At 68.4% G+C, this 16,985-nt stretch carries 19 protein-coding genes; 12 read left to right on the top strand and 7 right to left on the bottom strand.

The window, feature by feature from the left end; genetic code table 11:
* Nucleotides 1-6: 6 nt before the first annotated feature.
* The gene (locus tag G539_RS0121300; RefSeq protein WP_029077001.1) at nt 7-843 is read right to left on the bottom strand and encodes a TrmH family RNA methyltransferase; all 837 of its coding nucleotides are present in this window, start codon (nt 841-843) and stop codon (nt 7-9) included.
* Nucleotides 836-1,816 carry a class I SAM-dependent methyltransferase gene (locus G539_RS0121305; RefSeq protein WP_029077002.1) on the bottom strand — a complete coding sequence of 327 codons (981 nt, stop codon included), beginning with the start codon at nt 1,814-1,816 and terminating at the stop codon, nt 836-838. The genes G539_RS0121300 and G539_RS0121305 overlap by 8 nt, the downstream gene beginning before the upstream one ends.
* Nucleotides 1,817-1,979: 163 nt before the next feature.
* Here G539_RS0121305 and G539_RS0121310 point away from each other — a divergent pair, with 163 nt between their 5' ends.
* The 7 genes from G539_RS0121310 (at nt 1,980) to irrA (ending at nt 7,013) form a co-directional block, all read left to right on the top strand.
* Nucleotides 1,980-2,675 carry an SRPBCC family protein gene (locus G539_RS0121310; RefSeq protein WP_029077003.1) on the top strand — a complete coding sequence of 232 codons (696 nt, stop codon included), beginning with the start codon at nt 1,980-1,982 and terminating at the stop codon, nt 2,673-2,675.
* 64 nt (nt 2,676-2,739) lie between these two features.
* Nucleotides 2,740-3,228, top strand: coding sequence for a (2Fe-2S)-binding protein (locus tag G539_RS0121315; RefSeq protein WP_029077004.1), 489 nt, complete (start codon nt 2,740-2,742; stop codon nt 3,226-3,228).
* 5 nt (nt 3,229-3,233) lie between these two features.
* Complete coding sequence (locus G539_RS0121320; protein ID WP_029077005.1) at nt 3,234-4,034, top strand: FAD binding domain-containing protein; 801 nt, start codon at nt 3,234-3,236, stop codon at nt 4,032-4,034.
* Between the two features lie 179 nt (nt 4,035-4,213).
* Nucleotides 4,214-4,465 carry a (2Fe-2S)-binding protein gene (locus G539_RS25730; protein ID WP_035832230.1) on the top strand — a complete coding sequence of 84 codons (252 nt, stop codon included), beginning with the start codon at nt 4,214-4,216 and terminating at the stop codon, nt 4,463-4,465.
* A gap of 85 nt (nt 4,466-4,550) precedes the next feature.
* Nucleotides 4,551-5,036, top strand: coding sequence for a bacterioferritin (bfr, locus tag G539_RS0121330; protein WP_029077006.1), 486 nt, complete (start codon nt 4,551-4,553; stop codon nt 5,034-5,036).
* 153 nt (nt 5,037-5,189) lie between these two features.
* On the top strand, nt 5,190-6,404 hold the full coding sequence (locus G539_RS0121335; protein WP_029077007.1) for an argininosuccinate synthase: 1,215 nt from the start codon (nt 5,190-5,192) through the stop codon (nt 6,402-6,404).
* 156 nt (nt 6,405-6,560) lie between these two features.
* The gene (gene irrA, locus G539_RS0121340) at nt 6,561-7,013 is read left to right on the top strand and encodes an iron response transcriptional regulator IrrA (protein ID WP_029077008.1); all 453 of its coding nucleotides are present in this window, start codon (nt 6,561-6,563) and stop codon (nt 7,011-7,013) included.
* A 749-nt stretch (nt 7,014-7,762) separates the two neighbouring features.
* Here the strand turns inward: irrA and G539_RS0121345 are convergent.
* Nucleotides 7,763-8,353: an SH3 domain-containing protein gene (locus tag G539_RS0121345; RefSeq protein WP_029077009.1), complete on the bottom strand. Its 591-nt coding sequence runs from the start codon at nt 8,351-8,353 to the stop codon at nt 7,763-7,765.
* A 187-nt stretch (nt 8,354-8,540) separates the two neighbouring features.
* Here G539_RS0121345 and G539_RS0121350 point away from each other — a divergent pair, with 187 nt between their 5' ends.
* On the top strand, nt 8,541-9,536 hold the full coding sequence (locus tag G539_RS0121350) for a 2-hydroxyacid dehydrogenase (RefSeq protein WP_029077010.1): 996 nt from the start codon (nt 8,541-8,543) through the stop codon (nt 9,534-9,536).
* A gap of 567 nt (nt 9,537-10,103) precedes the next feature.
* Here the strand turns inward: G539_RS0121350 and G539_RS0121355 are convergent.
* Complete coding sequence (locus G539_RS0121355; RefSeq protein ID WP_245576936.1) at nt 10,104-11,147, bottom strand: LacI family DNA-binding transcriptional regulator; 1,044 nt, start codon at nt 11,145-11,147, stop codon at nt 10,104-10,106.
* Nucleotides 11,148-11,335: 188 nt separating this feature from the next.
* On the opposite strand from G539_RS0121355, the gene G539_RS0121360 reads away from it, so the two are divergent.
* Nucleotides 11,336-11,521, top strand: coding sequence for a hypothetical protein (locus tag G539_RS0121360; RefSeq protein WP_029077012.1), 186 nt, complete (start codon nt 11,336-11,338; stop codon nt 11,519-11,521).
* Nucleotides 11,522-11,595: 74 nt separating this feature from the next.
* On the opposite strand, the gene moeB is transcribed toward G539_RS0121360, so the two are convergent.
* Nucleotides 11,596-12,351, bottom strand: a complete 756-nt coding sequence (gene moeB, locus G539_RS0121365; protein ID WP_029077013.1) for a molybdopterin-synthase adenylyltransferase MoeB — start codon at nt 12,349-12,351, stop codon at nt 11,596-11,598.
* Between the two features lie 107 nt (nt 12,352-12,458).
* Nucleotides 12,459-13,088 (bottom strand): uracil phosphoribosyltransferase, encoded by a 630-nt coding sequence (gene upp / locus G539_RS0121370; RefSeq protein ID WP_029077014.1) that lies wholly within the window; start codon nt 13,086-13,088, stop codon nt 12,459-12,461.
* A gap of 179 nt (nt 13,089-13,267) precedes the next feature.
* Here upp and G539_RS0121375 point away from each other — a divergent pair, with 179 nt between their 5' ends.
* Genes G539_RS0121375 through phnD form a run of 3 tightly spaced genes read left to right on the top strand, consistent with a single transcriptional unit; the run spans nt 13,268 to nt 16,403 of the window.
* Nucleotides 13,268-14,500: a phosphopentomutase gene (locus G539_RS0121375; RefSeq protein WP_029077015.1), complete on the top strand. Its 1,233-nt coding sequence runs from the start codon at nt 13,268-13,270 to the stop codon at nt 14,498-14,500.
* Entirely contained in the window at nt 14,500-15,480 is a 981-nt protein-coding gene (locus G539_RS0121380) for an adenosine deaminase (protein WP_029077016.1), read from the top strand. Before G539_RS0121375 ends, G539_RS0121380 begins: the two co-directional genes overlap by 1 nt.
* On the top strand, nt 15,480-16,403 hold the full coding sequence (gene phnD, locus G539_RS0121385; RefSeq protein WP_029077017.1) for a phosphate/phosphite/phosphonate ABC transporter substrate-binding protein: 924 nt from the start codon (nt 15,480-15,482) through the stop codon (nt 16,401-16,403). The genes G539_RS0121380 and phnD overlap by 1 nt, the downstream gene beginning before the upstream one ends.
* A gap of 39 nt (nt 16,404-16,442) precedes the next feature.
* Here the strand turns inward: phnD and G539_RS0121390 are convergent, their stop codons facing one another.
* Nucleotides 16,443-16,976, bottom strand: coding sequence for a MarR family winged helix-turn-helix transcriptional regulator (locus tag G539_RS0121390; RefSeq protein WP_084640164.1), 534 nt, complete (start codon nt 16,974-16,976; stop codon nt 16,443-16,445).
* Nucleotides 16,977-16,985: the final 9 nt, after the last annotated feature.

Below are 16,985 nucleotides of genomic sequence, written 5' to 3' on the forward strand. Positions count from 1 at the left end.
CGCGGCTCAGAGCTTCAGCTTGTCGCGGCGGATCTCGTAGAGCATCACGCCGGTGGCGATGGCGAGGTTGAGCGAATCCGCCCGGCCCGCCTGCGGGATCTTCACCAGCTCGTCGCAGGTCGCGGCGAGATCAGCCGGCAGGCCCGACTGCTCGTTGCCCATGAACAGCATCACCGGGCGGTCATAGTCGATCGTGCGGTAATCCGACTTGCCGGAGAGATGCGTGCCGACGACGATGCCGGGCCAGCCCTTCCGCCATTCCTTGAACTCGGCGACGTTCATGCGGGCGAGCTTCATGTGGAAGATCGAACCCATGGTGGCGCGCACCGCCTCGACGCCGAACGGATCGACCGTGTCGCCGACGAGGATCACGCCCTCGGCGCCGACCGCATCCGCCGTGCGGATGATGGTGCCGAGATTGCCGGGATCCTTGATGCCTTCGAGCGCCACCCAGACGCCGGCGGGGCCGGGCCGGATCTCGCTCTTCGGCGTCAGCCGCTGCTCGAACACGCCGACCACCATCTGCGGGTTTTCGCGCCGGGTGATCTTGGCGAGCACGGCTTCCGAGACTTCCAGCACGTCGCCGCCCCGCGCATGGGCGACCTGCGCGACGCGGCGCACGACCGGATGGTCGGCGACCTTGGCGCCGTAGACGAGGATCTTGATCGGCCAGTCTTCCTCGACCGCGTCGGCGACCAGCTTCATCCCCTCGGTGACGAAGAGGCCGCTTTCCTTGCGGTGCTTCGGCAGCGCCAGCGCGCGGATATCCTTGATCGTCGGATTGGTCAGGCTGGTGATGGTCCTGACCGCGCCGGGCGCGGCGATTTCGGAAGGATCAGGCATCGCGGGACCACCGGGAAAAGAGCGACGTGGAAAGGGTACGGCCGCCGCCTTCCTCGCGGATCAGCAGCTCGCCGGATTCGAGCGTGCCCGGCAAGCCGGCAAGCGCCTCGGCCGAGGTCTCGTGGATCGCCATGAAGGAAGCGCGGATCGAATAGGCCGAAAGGCAGAGGAACAGCGCGTCGTCGGCAAGCAGCTGCCGGCAGAGCGCCATCATCTCGGGCAGGCGCTCGAAGATGTCCCAGACCTCGCCGTTCGGGCCGCGGCCGAATTTCGGCGGGTCGAGGACGATGCCGTCATATTTCGAGCCGCGGCGGACCTCGCGCTGCACGAACTTCATCGCGTCGTCGACGATCCAGCGCACCGGCAGGTCGGCGATGCCCGACATCTGCTGGTTGTCGCGGGCCCAGCCGATTGCCTTCTTCGAGGCGTCGACATGCGTCACCTGCGCGCCGGCCATCGCCGCGACGAAGGAGGCGATGCCAGTATAGCCGAACAGGTTCAGGACCTTCGGCACGCGCTTCTTGTCGGCGTATTGCGCGTCGCGGATCTTCTTGCCGAACCAGGCCCAGTGCATCTCCTGCTCGGGGAAGAAGCCGACATGGCGGAAGGCGGTGAAGCGGCCGAGGAAGCGCACCTCGCCCTCGCCGACCGCGCGCGGCAGCGGCCAGGCCATCGGCCAGGTCTCGCCGATCGGCTTCCGGTATTTCCAGCGGCCGTCCGAATCCTCGTCCTTGGCGCCGGTGAAGATCGCGTCGGCGCGATCCCATTCCTCGGCGGAGAGGCGCGGCGTCCAGAGCGCCTGCGCTTCCGGCCGAACGATCCGGTAGGGACCATAGCGCTCGAGCTTCCGGCCATGGCCGGAATCGATCAGGGCATAGTCGGGCCAGCCCTCGGTCTCGAGCATCACCGGCCAGCGGGATGCCGGGGCGTTCGGGTGCCGTGCGGCGTTGGGAAGATCGGAAGCTGTCGTCATGGTCGGTTCATAGCGTTCGCCGCGCCGAATGCCAATCGATCCCCGCCATGACGCGGCGACTTCATGCGGGCGGGCGACTTGCCGTGGCAATAGGCCCATGCCAGCATAAACGTTCCAGTTGACGAGACGCGCGCCCAAGCGCGCGACACAAGGATCACCACCCATGGAAATGACGGGCGAATACCGGATCCCCGCCAGTCGCGATGCGGTCTGGCAGGCCCTGAACGACCCGGATGTCCTGCGCGCCTGCATTCCCGGCTGCCAGGAGCTCACCAGGACCTCGGACACGGCGATGAACGCCAAGGTCGTCGCCAAGGTCGGCCCGGTCAAGGCGACCTTCGTCGGCGACGTCACCTTCTCCAACGTGAACGCGCCCGAGAGCTACACGATCAGCGGCGAGGGCAAGGGCGGCGTCGCCGGCTTCGCCAAGGGCGGCGCCGACGTGCGGCTCGCCGAGGATGGCGACGCGACGATCCTGACCTACGACGTCAAGGCGCAGGTCGGCGGCAAGCTGGCGCAGTTGGGCTCGCGCCTGATAGACACAACCGCCAAGAAGATGGCCGATGACTTTTTCGGCGCATTTGCCGCCCACCTATCAGGAGACGAGCCGACAATGGCTTCCGCCCCGCTGACCACGCCCACCAACGCCGAGCCCGCCGACGCGGCCGCGACGGAGGAGCTGACCGACCGCCTCGAGCACAAGATCGACGACGAAGCGCAGGACCTCGCCGAGGTCGCGGAAGAGGTCGAGGAGGAGGTCGAGGTCGCGGCCGGCCGCGGATTCCTCGGCGGTCCCTATGTCTGGGGCCTGCTGGCGCTGCTCGTGGTCATCGTCGTCCTCGCGGTGGGCAGCCGCTAGCCGACGCGTCGCGATATCGGGTTCCCGGCCGCCCGCCACAGGCCGCCGGAGAGGGAGGATCCTCATGACGAGCATATCGATCACGGTGAACGGCACGACACGACGGGCGGAGGTGGAGGGACGGACCCTGCTCGTCGCGTTGCTGCGTGAAACCTTCGGACTGACCGGCACGCATGTCGGCTGCGACACGTCGCAATGCGGCGCCTGCGTCGTGCATGTCGACGGCAAGGCCGTGAAATCCTGCACCATGCTGGCGGCGCAGGCCGATGGCTGCCAGGTGCGGACCATCGAGGGCCTCGCCCAAGGCGACCAGCTGCACCCCGTGCAGGCCGCCTTCCACGAGCATCACGGCCTGCAATGCGGCTTCTGCACGCCCGGCATGATCATGGCGGCGGTCGACATGATCGAGCGCCACGACGCACGGCTCGACGAGGCGACGATCCGGCACGAGCTCGAGGGCAACATCTGCCGCTGCACGGGCTACCACAACATCGTCAAGGCGATCCAGGCCGCCGCCGACCAGATGGCCGGCCTGCGCCAGGCGGCGGAGTAGGCCCGATGTACGAGACGAACTACCACCGCCCGCGCGACCTCGCCGAGGCCGAGAGCCAGTTCGCCGCCGCCGCCGAGGCGCGCTATCTCGCCGGCGGCATGACGCTGCTGCCGACGATGAAGCAGCGCCTTGCCGCTCCCAGCGATCTCGTCGATCTCGGCCGGCTCGCCGAGCTGAAGGGCATCGCCGTCACGACGGACGCGGTGACGATCGGCGCCGGCGTGACCCACGCCGAGGTCGCCGAAGCACCCGAGATCCGCGCGGCCCTCCCCGCGCTCGCCGCGCTCGCCGGCCAGATCGGCGACCCGCATGTTCGCCATCGCGGCACGATCGGCGGCTCTCTCGCCAATGACGACCCGGCCGCCGACTATCCGGCCGCCGTGCTGGCGCTCGGCGCGACGATCCGCACGACCCGGCGCGAGCTCGCCGCCGAGGAATTCTTCCAGGGCCTGTTCACGACCGCGCTGGAGGAAGGCGAGATCCTCGTCTCCGTCACCTTCCCGCTCGCCGCCCGCGCCGCCTACGCCAAGTTCCCCAACCCGGCCTCGCGCTACGCCATGGCCGGCGTCTTCGTCGCGCGGATGCCGGACGGCGCCGTGCGGGTCGGCGTCACCGGGGCCGGCCAGGACGGCGTCTATCGCGACGCGGCCTTCGAGGCGGCGCTGGAAGCGGATTTCGCGCCGGCGGCGCTCGATCCGATCGAGGTCGACGCCTCGGCGATGCTCTCCGACCTGCATGGCTCGGCCGCCTATCGCGCCAACCTGGTGAAGGTGATGGCGAAGCGCGCGGTGGCGGCGGCCGGCTGAGGCCCGCCGTCATCGAAACGCCGTCATTCGGGCGAATGACGGGCGGGAAACCGGCCCGCCGGCAGCGCCGGCGGGTGCGACACTTGCGGAACCGGGACCGCGCATCGCTGGCATTGGCGAGGTCGGGCTCCTATTTCTGACAAAACGGAAGCCCACGGAGGCAACCACAGTCCCCCGCCATGATCGTCTGTTCCTGCAATACCCTCACCAAGGCCGTCGTCCTCGAGACGGCCGAACGCCTGGCGCGCGAGACGCCGGGCCGCCCGCTGACGCCGGCCCGCGTCTACCGCGCCCTCGGCATGAAGGCGCAGTGCACCGTCTGCTTCGCGCTGGTGCGCCGGCTGCTGGCCGAATCCGGCGCCTTGATCACCTGTCCCGAGCCGCTCGGCAGCGGCGCCGAGGACAGCGAGGACGTCGCCCTGTTCGGCTGAATCCCGCGCTTTCACGCTCCATTTGACGTTCCCGGGTTCTGGTTCTATCGTCTCTCTTTAGAACCGTTCCAGAAAGGGAGCCGTCATGAAGGGCGACGCGAAGGTCATCGAGTATCTCAACCGGGCGCTGCGCCTCGAGCTGACGGCCGTCAACCAGTACTGGCTGCATTACCGGCTGACCGAGGACTGGGGCTACGCCAAGCTCGCCAAGAAGGAGCGGGCCGAGTCGATCGAGGAGATGCACCACGCCGACAAGCTGATCGCGCGCATCATCTTCCTCGAGGGCTTCCCCAACCTGCAGGTGCTCGACCCGCTCGAGATCGGCCAGAACGTCAAGGAAGTCCTCGAGGCGGATCTGCGCGGCGAATACACGGCGCGCAACTACTACAAGGAAGGCCGCGACGTCTGCCACGCCGCCGGCGACTATGTCTCGATGGCGCTGTTCGAGGAGCTGATGCGGGACGAGGAAGGCCATATCGACTTCCTCGAGACGCAGCTCGGCCTGCTCAACGACCTCGGCAAGGAGTTCTACTACCAGCTGCAGGCGGCCCCGAGCGACGAGGCCGAGTAGCGAGAACGCCTTCGGCGCCGCGCGGAACCTCCACCGCGGCGCCCGCGCCGGACCGCCGCGACAGGACGTCCGGCCGAACGGGGGCGTGGTTGCCGCCCCCCGGCGCGCATACTATAAGCGCTGCCATCCTTCACTTCGCGGAAACGGCCTAAAATGTCCGATGTCAAGAAGGTCGTCCTCGCCTATTCGGGCGGGCTCGACACCTCCATCATCCTGAAATGGCTCCAGCTCGAATACGGCGCCGAAGTCGTGACCTTCACGGCCGACCTCGGCCAGGGCGAAGAGCTCGACCCGGCCCGCCGCAAGGCCGAGATGATGGGCATCAAGCAGATCTACATCGAGGATCTGCGCGAGGAATTCGTCCGCGACTTCGTGTTCCCGATGTTCCGCGCCAACGCGCTCTACGAGGGCACCTACCTGCTCGGCACCTCGATCGCCCGGCCGCTGATCGCCAAGCGCCTGGTCGAGATCGCGCATGAGACCGGCGCCGACGCCGTCGCCCATGGCGCCACCGGCAAGGGCAACGACCAGGTCCGCTTCGAGCTCTCCGCCTATGCGCTCGATCCGAACATCAAGGTCATCGCGCCCTGGCGCGAATGGCAGTTCAAGTCGCGCACCGACCTGCTCGACTTCGCCGAGAAGAACCAGATCCCGGTGCCGAAGGACAAGCGCGGCGAGGCGCCGTTCTCCGTCGACGCCAACCTGCTGCACTCCTCCTCCGAGGGCAAGGTTCTGGAAGACCCGGCGCAGGAAGCCCCGCCCTACGTCTTCATGCGCACCGTGGCGCCGGAAGACGCCCCGGACGAGGCGACCTATGTCGAGATCGGTTTCGAGAAGGGCGACGCCGTCTCGATCAACGGCGTGCACATGTCGCCGGCGACGCTTCTGACCAAGCTGAACGAGCTCGGCCGCGACAACGGCATCGGCCGGCTCGACCTGGTCGAGAACCGCTTCGTCGGCATGAAGTCGCGCGGCATCTACGAGACGCCCGGCGGCACCATCCTGCTCGCCGCCCACCGCGCCATGGAGAGCCTGACGCTCGACCGCGAGGCCGCGCATCTCAAGGATTCGATCATGCCCCGCTATGCGGAGCTGATCTATTACGGCTTCTGGTTCTCGCCGGAGCGCGAGATGCTGCAGGCTCTGATCGACAAGAGCCAGGAGCATGTCGAGGGCACGGTGCGGCTGAAGCTCTACAAGGGCAACACCATCGTCGTCGGCCGCTCGTCGCCGAAGTCGCTCTATTCCGACGCGCTCGTCACCTTCGAGGACGATCGCGGCGCCTACGACCAGAAGGACGCGGCCGGCTTCATCCGCCTGAACGCGCTCCGCCTGCGCACGCTCGCGGCCCGCAAGAAGCTGGGCTGAGCCGGACTGACACTCGGAAGCGCGGTTTCAGGCCGTTTTCAGCGGTCTGTTGCTAAAGCTTCATTTTAGAGTTAGGTTATCTTGGTCGACCCCGCCTCCCACCCGGAGACGGGGCCGGTCAACGAGTTAAAACGCGAAGATATGGACGAACCGCCCATGCGCATCGACCTTGCCAGGAAAGCAACCCGGACCGCCGACAAGAAGGCTTCGGAAGTCCGCGTCATGCTGCGCGCCGCGGGCCTGCGTCCGACCCGTCAGCGTCTGGCGCTGGCCGAGCTGCTGTTCGAGCAGGGCAACCGCCACATCTCGGCCGAGGGCCTGCACGAAGAGGCGATGAACCACCGCGTTCCGGTGTCGCTGGCGACCGTGTACAACACGCTGCACCAGTTCACCGAGGCGGGCCTCCTGCGCGAAGTCGCGGTCGACGGCTCGAAGACCTATTTCGACACCAATGTCGACGACCACCACCACTTCTTCATCGAAGGCGAGAACCGCGTGCTCGACATCCCGATGTCGACGCTGCGCGTCGAGGACGTCCCCGTCCCGCCCGAGGGCATGGAGATCACCCGGGTCGACATCGTCGTGCGCCTGCGCCGGATCGACAACTGAGTTCAGACTTTTTCGATTTCTGAAAACGCCGCGCCGGCCCAGCCGCGCGGCGTTTTTGTTTGCGCGCGATGATGTGAAGTGCCGTCGCAAGGCACAAATCCGCACGCATGGCGCCGGCGCGGGACCGATCGCAGACCGGGCGATCTTCGACGCCGAAGTCCCCAGACTCGACCATCATCCTGAGGTGCCCGGCGGAGCCGGGCCTCGAAGGAGGGTCCAGGGAGCGCTCCTGGCGAGACTGTGAGGAATTGCGCCGGCCCCGGTGATCCGCTGGACCCTCCTTCGAGGCTTCGCTGCCGCGAAGCACCTCAGGATGATGGCCGAGCGAGCCGATCGGCCGGGAGGGGCGGAGGACGGGACAGCGGATCTCTCACCCGCCATGGCCAAGCTTCGCGCAACGCGCTCCACCGTCATCCCTGCGAAAGCAGGGATCCAGTCATCCTTGCCCCCGACTATTCCGGCGGCCGGCTTGACTGCAATGACGACGCGGCGTTTCGCGCCTCGCGGCGGCATGGATTCCTGCTTTCGCAGGAATGACGGCGGAGAATGGGACGGCCTGAGGGCGGCCTATCCACGCACCACCGCCTGCATGCTTCGAGACAGGCCTTCGGGCCGCCTCAGCATGGTGGCGGTGCCGTGCACGGCTCTCCTCCCCGGAAAGGCCAAGCAAGCACGGAAAAAAGCCCTCACCCGCATGCGGGAGAGGGCCGGGCGAGGGTCCGCTGGCACGGGCCAGCCCCTAGAAAACCTCAGTCGATGGTCTCGTCCGGGTAGACGCCCCAGAGATTGGTCTGCTTGATCCAGCCGCGGAAGCGCTTGTCGGTCAGTCGGCACCAGCCCTTGTCGCATTCGGAAACCTGCGACACGACCTTCGGCTGCAGATAGGCCGAGATCTCGGCGGTGTCGTTCGGCGAGACGCGGATCGGCAGCGGGTCGCCGTCCTGCCAGGGCGCGATCACGGCGGTGCGCTTGCCGACGAGCAGGCTGTGGAAGACCCAGCCCTCGGTGCCGTCGGAATCGCGGATGCGGCGCCAATTGTCGAATTCCTGCACGATCTCGACCGGCAGGCCGGAACGGGTGAACACCCACGAAACCTTGTAGCCCTGGCCGGGGCCGACACGGACATTGACGCGGCCGGCCTTGAGCGAGACGAAGCGCGGCAGCGGCAGGCCGCTCGGGCCGAGCTTCGGCGCGGCGCCGGCGGCCCCCTGGGCGGAGGCGGTCTCGGCCGGCTGCGCGACGATCAGCATGGCCGCGATAGCAGCGAATGCGAGAGCCGAAGTCGCGGCTCGCACCCGCGCCAGCCGACGGAACATTCCCTTGAGCGCCGCCACCATCATCGTTTCTTCACCCCTTTCCATCGCCGTCACTGCGAGCCGAGGGTCTTTCCGGATGCGCGTGCGATCGCCCATTTTGCGATTGCCGGCCGTCTGGTAGAGGATCGAGAGACGCAGCGACGGGTTCATCAGCCGTCGCCGCCAGTTTGACGCTCCATGGTTAAGGAGCTCTCAACGGAGAGGCCGCCGGATGAAGAAGAAGCCGCTCGTCATCGTCACCCGGCGGCTGCCGGATGCCGTCGAAACGCGGATGCGCGAACTGTTCGACACGCGCCTCAACATCGACGACCGGCCGATGACCCCGGCCGAGCTGATCGAGGCGGTCAAGACCGCCGACGTGCTGGTGCCGACCGTCACCGACCGCATCGACGGCCACATCATCGCCGAGGCCGGCGAGCAGCTGAAGCTGATCGCCAGCTTCTCGAACGGCTTCGACCATATCGACGTCGAGACGGCGCAGGCGCGCGGCATCACCGTCACCAACACGCCCGGCGTGCTCACCGACGACACCGCCGACATGACGATGGCGCTGATCCTCGCCGTGCCGCGCCGCCTCGTCGAGGGCGCGCGCGTGCTGACCCCGGACCATGACTGGGCCGGCTGGTCGCCGACCTGGATGCTCGGCCGCCGCATGGCCGGCAAGCGGCTCGGCATCGTCGGCATGGGCCGGATCGGCCAGGCGGTGGCGCACCGCGCCAAGGCGTTCGGCCTGTCGATCCACTATCACAACCGCCATCGCCTGCCGGCCTCGATCGAGGAAGGGCTGGAGGCGACCTACTGGGACAGCCTCGACCAGATGCTCGCCCGAATGGACATCATCTCGGTCAACTGCCCGCGCACGCCCGGCACCTACCACCTGCTGTCGGAGCGGCGGCTGAAGCTGATGCGGCCCGAGGCCTATATCGTCAACACGGCGCGCGGCGACGTGGTCGACGAGACGGCGCTGGCCCGCCTGCTCGAGACCGGCGCGATCGCCGGCGCCGGCCTCGACGTTTTCGAGCACGAGCCCGCGGTCAACCCGAAGCTGGTTCGCCTCGCCGCCAAGGGCCGGGCGGTACTGCTGCCGCATATGGGCTCGGCGACGATCGAGGGTCGGCTCGCCATGGGCGAGAAGGTGCTGATCAACATCCGCGCCTATTTCGACGGTCACAAGCCGCCGGACCGCGTCCTCGCCTCGATGCTCTGAGTCGGCTAATTTTCGGCGCTAAGCCGGATTCGGATTTTTTGGAGACGTGGTCGCGAGGCCGCACACATCGCCTGCCGACACGCTTCGCCATGATCCTGCGTGTCTGGCCCGCAATGGACACTCTGCTTTCACCTCTCCCTGAGGGAGAGGTCGACGGCCGAAGGCCGGCGGGTGAGGGGTTACGCCCTATCCGGATGGTTCCCTACCCCCTCACCCGGAGCTTCGCTCCGACCTCTCCCCATGGGAGAGGTGAAGAGAAAGCGGCATGGCAGCGCTTATCGAATTACGGGCCATCATCCTGAGGTGCGTCGCGAAGCGAAGCCTCGAAGGAGGAAGGCCATTTCCCCCTCCCCCTTGTGGGGAGGGACGGGGTGGGGGTACCACCTCGGTATAGGGAAGCGCCCTCGGCCTGCGTTCCGCCTTTAGGAACGGAGCCGGTACCCCCTCCCTAACCCTCCCCACAAGGGGGAGGGAATTTCCCGGCTTCCCCTTGCCGGGCCGGGGAATGACCCCCGTCATTCCGGAGGAAGCGGAAATCCAAGCCGCCACCGTCGGCGACGGGCTCTCTTATACCCTCGCCGGCGCCGTCGACTGGCGCACCACCAGCTCGACCTCGACGCGTTCGCGGCGCGGAGCCTCCAGGCCGTCGAGGATCATCTCGGCCGCCATGCGCCCCATCTGGGCGATCGGCTGCGCCACCGTGGTGAGCGGCGGATCCGAGACCGCGCCTTCCGGCACACCGTCGAAGCCGATCACCGAGACATCGCCCGGCACCGAGAGACCCCGCGCCCGCAGCCAGTCGAGCGCGATCAGCGCGGCGCGGTCGGACATGCAGAGCAGCGCCGTCGGCCGGCGGCCGTCCGCGAAGAGGCTTTCCAGCGCCTCAATCACCGTCGGCCGGTCGTTCATCGTCTCGAAGATCGGCACGTCGGCCGGATCGACGCCGAACTCGGCCATGCCTGCGAGATAGCCGCGGATACGGTCGCGCGTGCCGGAATAGAAGGCGCCGTCGACCTGCTCCGCCGACACCGGGCCGATGCGATCGTCGACGAGCTCGAGCGCCACGATGGCGACGTCGCGGTGGCCGAGCGCGCCGACATGGCGGGCGGCGGCGCGGGCGCTCTCGAACTCGTCGATGCCGATGACCGAGATCGACTCGTCCGGCGCCGCGAGCTGCAGCGCCACGAAGGGCAGCCGCCGCTCGCGCGACAGTTCGACAAGGCGCTCGCCGCCCTCGATGCAGAACAGGATCAGGCCGTCGACGATGGCGCTCTGGATGTTCCAGGCGAGCTTCTCGTCATTGGCGGCCGAGACCAGCGAGATGCCGGCGCCGCGCACGTCGCAGACGGCGGAAATCGACGCCATCATGGCGCGGGCATAGGGATCGGCAAAGAAATAGTCGAGCGACTCGGTGGTGGCGACGCCGATGGCGTTGACCTTGCCGGCCCGGAGCAGCCTGCCCTTCGGGTCGGGACCGGCATAGCCGAGCGCGCGCGCGGCGGCCTCGACCTTCTCGCGCACCTCGGCGCGGACGATATCAGGTCTGTTGAAGGCGTTGGAGGCCGTGCCCTGCGAGACACCGGCGGCCTTGGCCACGTCCGACAGCTTCACCACCCTTTTCGCCCGCTCGACAGCCACCGCCTTCACCACCTCATGTCGGAAATTCGATAATTCGTGATTGTATCGGTTCAAATTTCGCTTGACCAGCCCCTCGCCTGAGTCCTATCTTGAACCGATTCAATCCGAAGCGGCACGCTCCATGATTGAATCGGTTCATCTCTCCATCCGGAGGACCCGCGATGATTCCCGCCAGCTATCTGTTCAAGAGTCTCTACCAATCACGCTTCGAGCAGGACGGCACGCAGGCGCACGAGGCCGAGCCGACTCGGCTCACGCCGCGCGACGGCCAGCGCGCCGCTCGCGGCGCGCACCACCGGGCCGTGCCCTATCTCGCCATTCTCGGCCTGTTCGGCCTCGCCCGCTAAGTCCCCGCTCGAGCGCGATCTTGCCACGCGAACCAGCATCCGCTTCGCACGAGAGCGCTCCGGCCGCCACCCGGTCAGCCCGGCGCTTTCCGCCGCTTGTAGCGGATCGTCTCGAAGCGCATCGACAGCGCGTCGACCAGGAGCAGCCGACCGACCAGCGGCTCGCCGATCCCCGTGACCAGCTTCAGCACCTCCGCCGCCTGCAGGCTGCCGAGAATGCCGGTCAGCGCGCCGAGGATGCCGGCCTCGGCACAGCCGGGCAGCAGGCCGGGCGGCGGCGGCTCGGGGAAGAGATCGCGAAAGCGCGGGTTGAGCACGCCCTCGCCGTTCGTCTCCCACGGCAGCAGCGTCGTCAGCGAACCGTCGAAGCGGCCGACGGCCGCCGTCACGAGCGGCCGCCGCAGCGCCTCGCAGCGGTCGGCGGCGAGAAAGCGCGTCTCGAAATTGTCGGTGCCGTCGGCGACGACGTCATAGGCCTCGATCAACGCGTCGGCATTGCCGGCGTCGAGCCGCAGCGCATGCGTCTCGACCCGGACATGCGGATTGAGGCGCGTCACGGCGCGGCGCGCGCTCTCGACTTTGTCGACGCCCACCGTTCCGGTGTCGTGGATCACCTGCCGCTGCAGGTTGGAAAGCGCGACGTGGTCGTCGTCGACGATGCCGATCGTGCCGATTCCGGCGGCGGCGAGATACTGGATTAGCGGCGCGCCGAGCCCGCCGGCGCCCAGCACCAGCACGCGCGCCGCCTTCAGCTTCTGCTGCCCCGGCCCACCCACTTCGGGCAGCACGAGATGGCGCGCATAGCGTTCGATTTCATCGCGACTGAACATCCGGCGATCCTAGAGCGTCGGCGCGGACCTGGCGAGGTCGGCGCCGCGCGCTTCGCGACGAGGCGAAAGCCCCCAGCGCGCCAGCAAGGCCGGATTGGCGATCGGCGCTATTTGGTGCCGTACATCCGGTCGCCGGCATCGCCCAGGCCCGGCACGATATAGCCGTGGTCGTCGATCTTCTTGTCGATCGAGGCGGTGAAGATCGGGACGGTCGGGTGGGCGGCCTGGAAATTGGAGATGCCCTCCGGCGTCGCCAGCAGGCAGAGGAAGCGGATGTCCTTGGCGCCGCGCTCCATCAGCCGGTCCACGGCGGCGATCGCCGAATTGCCGGTCGCCAGCATCGGATCGACGACGATGGTCAGCCGCTCGTCGAGCGAATCCGGCGCCTTGAAGTAGTATTCGACCGCCTGCAGCGTCTTCGGATCGCGATAGAGGCCGACATGGGCGACGCGCGCTGCCGGCACCAGGTCGAGCATGCCCTCGAGCAGGCCGTTGCCGGCCCTGAGCACCGAGGCGAAGACCAGCTTCTTGCCGGCCAGCGTCGGCGCTTCCATCTCGGTCAGCGGCGTCTCGATCGTGGTCGTCGTCATCTCGAGATCGCGCGTCACCTCGTAGCAGAGCAGCGTCGAGATCTCGCGCAACAGCCGGCGGAAGCCGGCCGTCGACGTGTGCTTGTCGCGCATGATGGTGAGCTTGTGCTGCACCAGGGGGTGGTTGATCACCGTCACGCCGTTCATCATCAGCCTCGCTTTATCCTTGTTGCGCCACCGTAGCGCGCCGCCCGGGCGCTGAAAACCGCCACGCCGCCGCAGGGTGGCGGCTCCCGACGCTTTGTCCCCACCGAACCGGGCGCGACTTGTGGCCGAAGGGCGGCCCGGCCTATTCTGCCGCAGCTTTGAGCCTGGGTTGCAAGCATATGACGCGCGCCATTCTGATTGTTCTCGATTCCGTCGGCATCGGCGGCGCGCCGGACGCCGCGCGCTACGGCGACGACGGCGCCAACACGGTCGGCCACATCGCCGCCGCCTGCGCCCGCGGCAACGGCGACCGCGCCGGCCTGCGCGCCGGCCCGCTGGCGCTCCCCAACCTCGCCCGACTCGGCCTCGGCGCGGCGACCGCCGCCACCGACGGCGCCTGGCCGGAAGGGCTCGACAAGCCGGGCCCGGGCGCCGTCTTCGGCCACGCGGCTGAAATCTCCAGTGGCAAGGACACGCCCTCCGGCCACTGGGAGATCACCGCCGTGCCGGTACCCTTCGCCTGGGGCTATTTCCCGGAGACCGAGCCCTGCTTCCCGGCCGAACTGACCGCGGCGATCATCCGCGACGCCGGCCTCCCCGGCATCCTCGGCGACAAGCACGCCTCCGGCACGACGATCATCGCCGAGCTCGGCCTCGAGCACATCCGGACCGGCAAGCCGATCTGCTACACCTCCGCCGATTCCGTCTTCCAGATCGCCGCGCACGAGACCCATTTCGGCCTCGACCGGCTCTACGCGCTCTGCGAGACGGTGCGCCGCCTGGTCGATCCCCTGAACATCGGCCGCGTCATCGCCCGCCCCTTCGTCGGTGAGACGCCGGAGACCTTCGAGCGCACCGCCAACCGGCGCGACTACGCCGTGCCGCCGCCCGAGCCGACGCTGCTCGACCGCGTGATCGCCGCCGGCGGCCGGACGCTGGCGATCGGCAAGATCGGCGACATCTTCGCCCACCAGGGCATTTCGGAAGTCACCAAGGCGGCCGGCAACATGGCACTCACCGACGCCACGCTCGCCGCGATCGCGCGCGCCAGCGACGGCGACCTGGTGATCGCCAACCTCGTCGATTTCGACACGCTCTACGGCCACCGCCGCGACGTTGCCGGCTATGCCGCGGCGCTCGAGGCCTTCGACGCGCGCGTGCCGGAGATCGAGGCGGCGCTCGTCTCCGGCGACCTCGTCGTCATCACCGCCGACCATGGCTGCGACCCGACCTGGCGCGGCACCGATCACACGCGCGAACAGGTGCCGGTGCTCGCCTTCGGCCTGACGCAGAACGGACGCGGCCTCGCCGGCAAGGACATTGGCGGCCGCACCAGCTTCGCCGATATCGGCGAGACAATCGCAGCACATCTCGGCCTCGCGCCGGGCCCCCACGGACGGAGCTTTCTCTGATGGTCGCGGATCTCGCCAAGGCCGAACTGCACTGCCACATCGAGGGCGCCGCCTCGCCGGAGCTGGTGCGTCGCGTCGCCGCCCGGCATGGCGTCGATCTCTCCGGCCTGTTCGACGCCGACGGCGCCTTCGCCTGGCACGACTTCACCTCGTTCCTGAACGCCTATGACCGCGCCGCCGCCGTGTTCCGCACGCCGGAGGACTATCGCGACCTCGCTTACACCTATTTCACCAGCCTCGCCGCCGAGGGCGCCATCTATGGCGAGGTGTTCATCTCGTCCGATCACGCGCTCGCCTCCGGGCTCAGCTATCGCGACTATGTCGAGGGCCTGGCCGAGGGCATCCGCGACGCCGAGGCGGAAACCGGCATCATCGGCCGGATGATCGCCACCGGCGTGCGCCACTATGGACCCGACCGCATCCTCGTTGCCGCGCAAACCGTGGTGAACGAGCCGCACCCGCTCGTCACCGGCTTCGGCGTCGCCGGCGACGAACGCATGCACCATCCCCGCGATTTCGCCGATGCCTTCCGCATCGCCGGCGAGGCCGGACTCGGCCTCACCGTGCATGCCGGCGAGTTCGGCGGGCCGGAGAGCGTGCGCGACGCGCTCGACCATCTCGGCGTCACCCGCATCGGCCATGGCGTCCGCGCCATCGAGGACCCGGACCTCGTCGCCCGCCTCGTCGACGAGGACATCGTGCTGGAGCTCTGCCCCGGCTCGAACGTCGCGCTCGGGCTCTATCCCGACATTCCGAGCCACCCCTATGCGCGGCTGCGCGACGCCGGCGTGCGCGTTACCGTCAGCTCCGACGACCCGCCCTATTTCGGCTCGTCGATCGGCGCCGAATATGGCTGGCTCGCCGACGGCCAGGGCCAGTCGCGGGCGGCGCTCGCCGAGGCGACCCGCACCGCCATCGACGCCGCCTTCGTCGACGCCGAGACGCGGCAGCGCCTGATCAACCGACTGGCGACCGCCTGATGACCCGACGCCGCGCCCCCCTCCTCGCCGCCCTGGCGCTCGCCGCCCAGGCGGTCGCGGCGGGACCGGCCGCGGCCGGCTGGCGCGACGATCTCGGCACGCTCAAGGTCGGCTTCATCGCCGGCGACAATCCCGCCTACGAGATCGCCCGGCTGGAGAAGTTCCGCTGGCAGCTGCAGCTGAACCTCGCCTTGCCGGTCGAGCTCTACCCGGCACGCGACTACGAGGCGCTGATCGAGGCGCAGTCGACGGGGCGCGTGCAGTACACCGTGCTGTCGTCGCTGGCCTATCTCGCCCTGAACCAGCGCTGCGGCTGCGCCGAGGCGCTGGCGCAGCCGACGACGGCCGAGCATGCGCGCGGCTTCCGCGCGCTGCTGGTGGCGAAGAAGGACGGCCCGGTGCAGACGCTGGCGGATGCGCGCAACATGCGCCTCGCCGTCGGCGCGGCGGATTCGCTGTCCGGCCGGCGCGCGCCGTTCGCCGGCCTCGGCGCCGAGGGCATCGATCCCGAAAGCTATTTTCTGCGCATCGTCGAGACGAGCGACAGCGAGGCGGCGCTGGCGGCGCTGGCCGCCGGCTCGGCCGACATCGCGACCGCCTGGTCGTCGGCGACCGACCCGCTCAGCGCCGATTCCGGCTCCGGCCCGTTCGCGCGGCTCGCCGGCGACGGTACGCTGGACCCGGCGTCGCTGAAGGTGATCTGGCAATCGGCACTGATCCCGTTCGGCCCGCATGCCGTCCGCAAGGAACTGGCGCCGGAGGCGAAGCAGGCGCTGCTCCGGGCGCTGACCGAGATGCAGGCCTCGGCGCCGGAAGCCTATGACGCGATCGAGCGCGGCTTTCCCGGCGGCTTCGTCGCCGCCGACCAGGCGGAATTCGACGCGCTGGCGGCGCTGCTGAAGATCGCGCCCGACAAGCCCTGATCGCCGCGGCGGCGCCACGGCGATCGCCGCCCCTGCCGTTCAGACGAGCGAACCTTCGCTGCTGAGGATGTTGTCCTGCATCTTGAGCAGGGCCACCCGCATCGCCTCGGTGGCGGCGGGATCGATGCCCCGCTCCGCATCCTCGCGCACCTGCTTGCCGATGGCGCGGATGCGGCGGACGATGCTGGCGGCGTTGGGCGTGAGGCGGATCAGCTTGGCGCGCCGATCGGCGGGATCGGCAATACGTTCGACAAGGGCCGCGGCTTCCAGTCGATCGAGGAATCCGACGAGCGTCATCGGCTCGACGCACAGTTCTTCGGCCAGAGTCGACTGACGAAGACCTGGATGACGGCTGACAAAGGCAAGTGTCCGCGCCTCGGCGACCGTCAAACCGAGCCCCGCGTTTTCCAGCGCCTTCTCAAACCGCCTGCGCAAAAGCCTCGCCACGTCGACGAGCAGGAAACCGAGCGGATCTTCCGTTACGGCAGTCAAAATGCTGACTCTCCCGGCGATAATAAGACAGACATATAATAGATAAAAATTCAACGGAAAGTCAATCTTTTGTTTGCTCATTACTTGACC

The sequence above is a fragment of the Kaistia adipata DSM 17808 genome, assembly GCF_000423225.1.
GTDB lineage: Bacteria > Pseudomonadota > Alphaproteobacteria > Rhizobiales > Kaistiaceae > Kaistia > Kaistia adipata.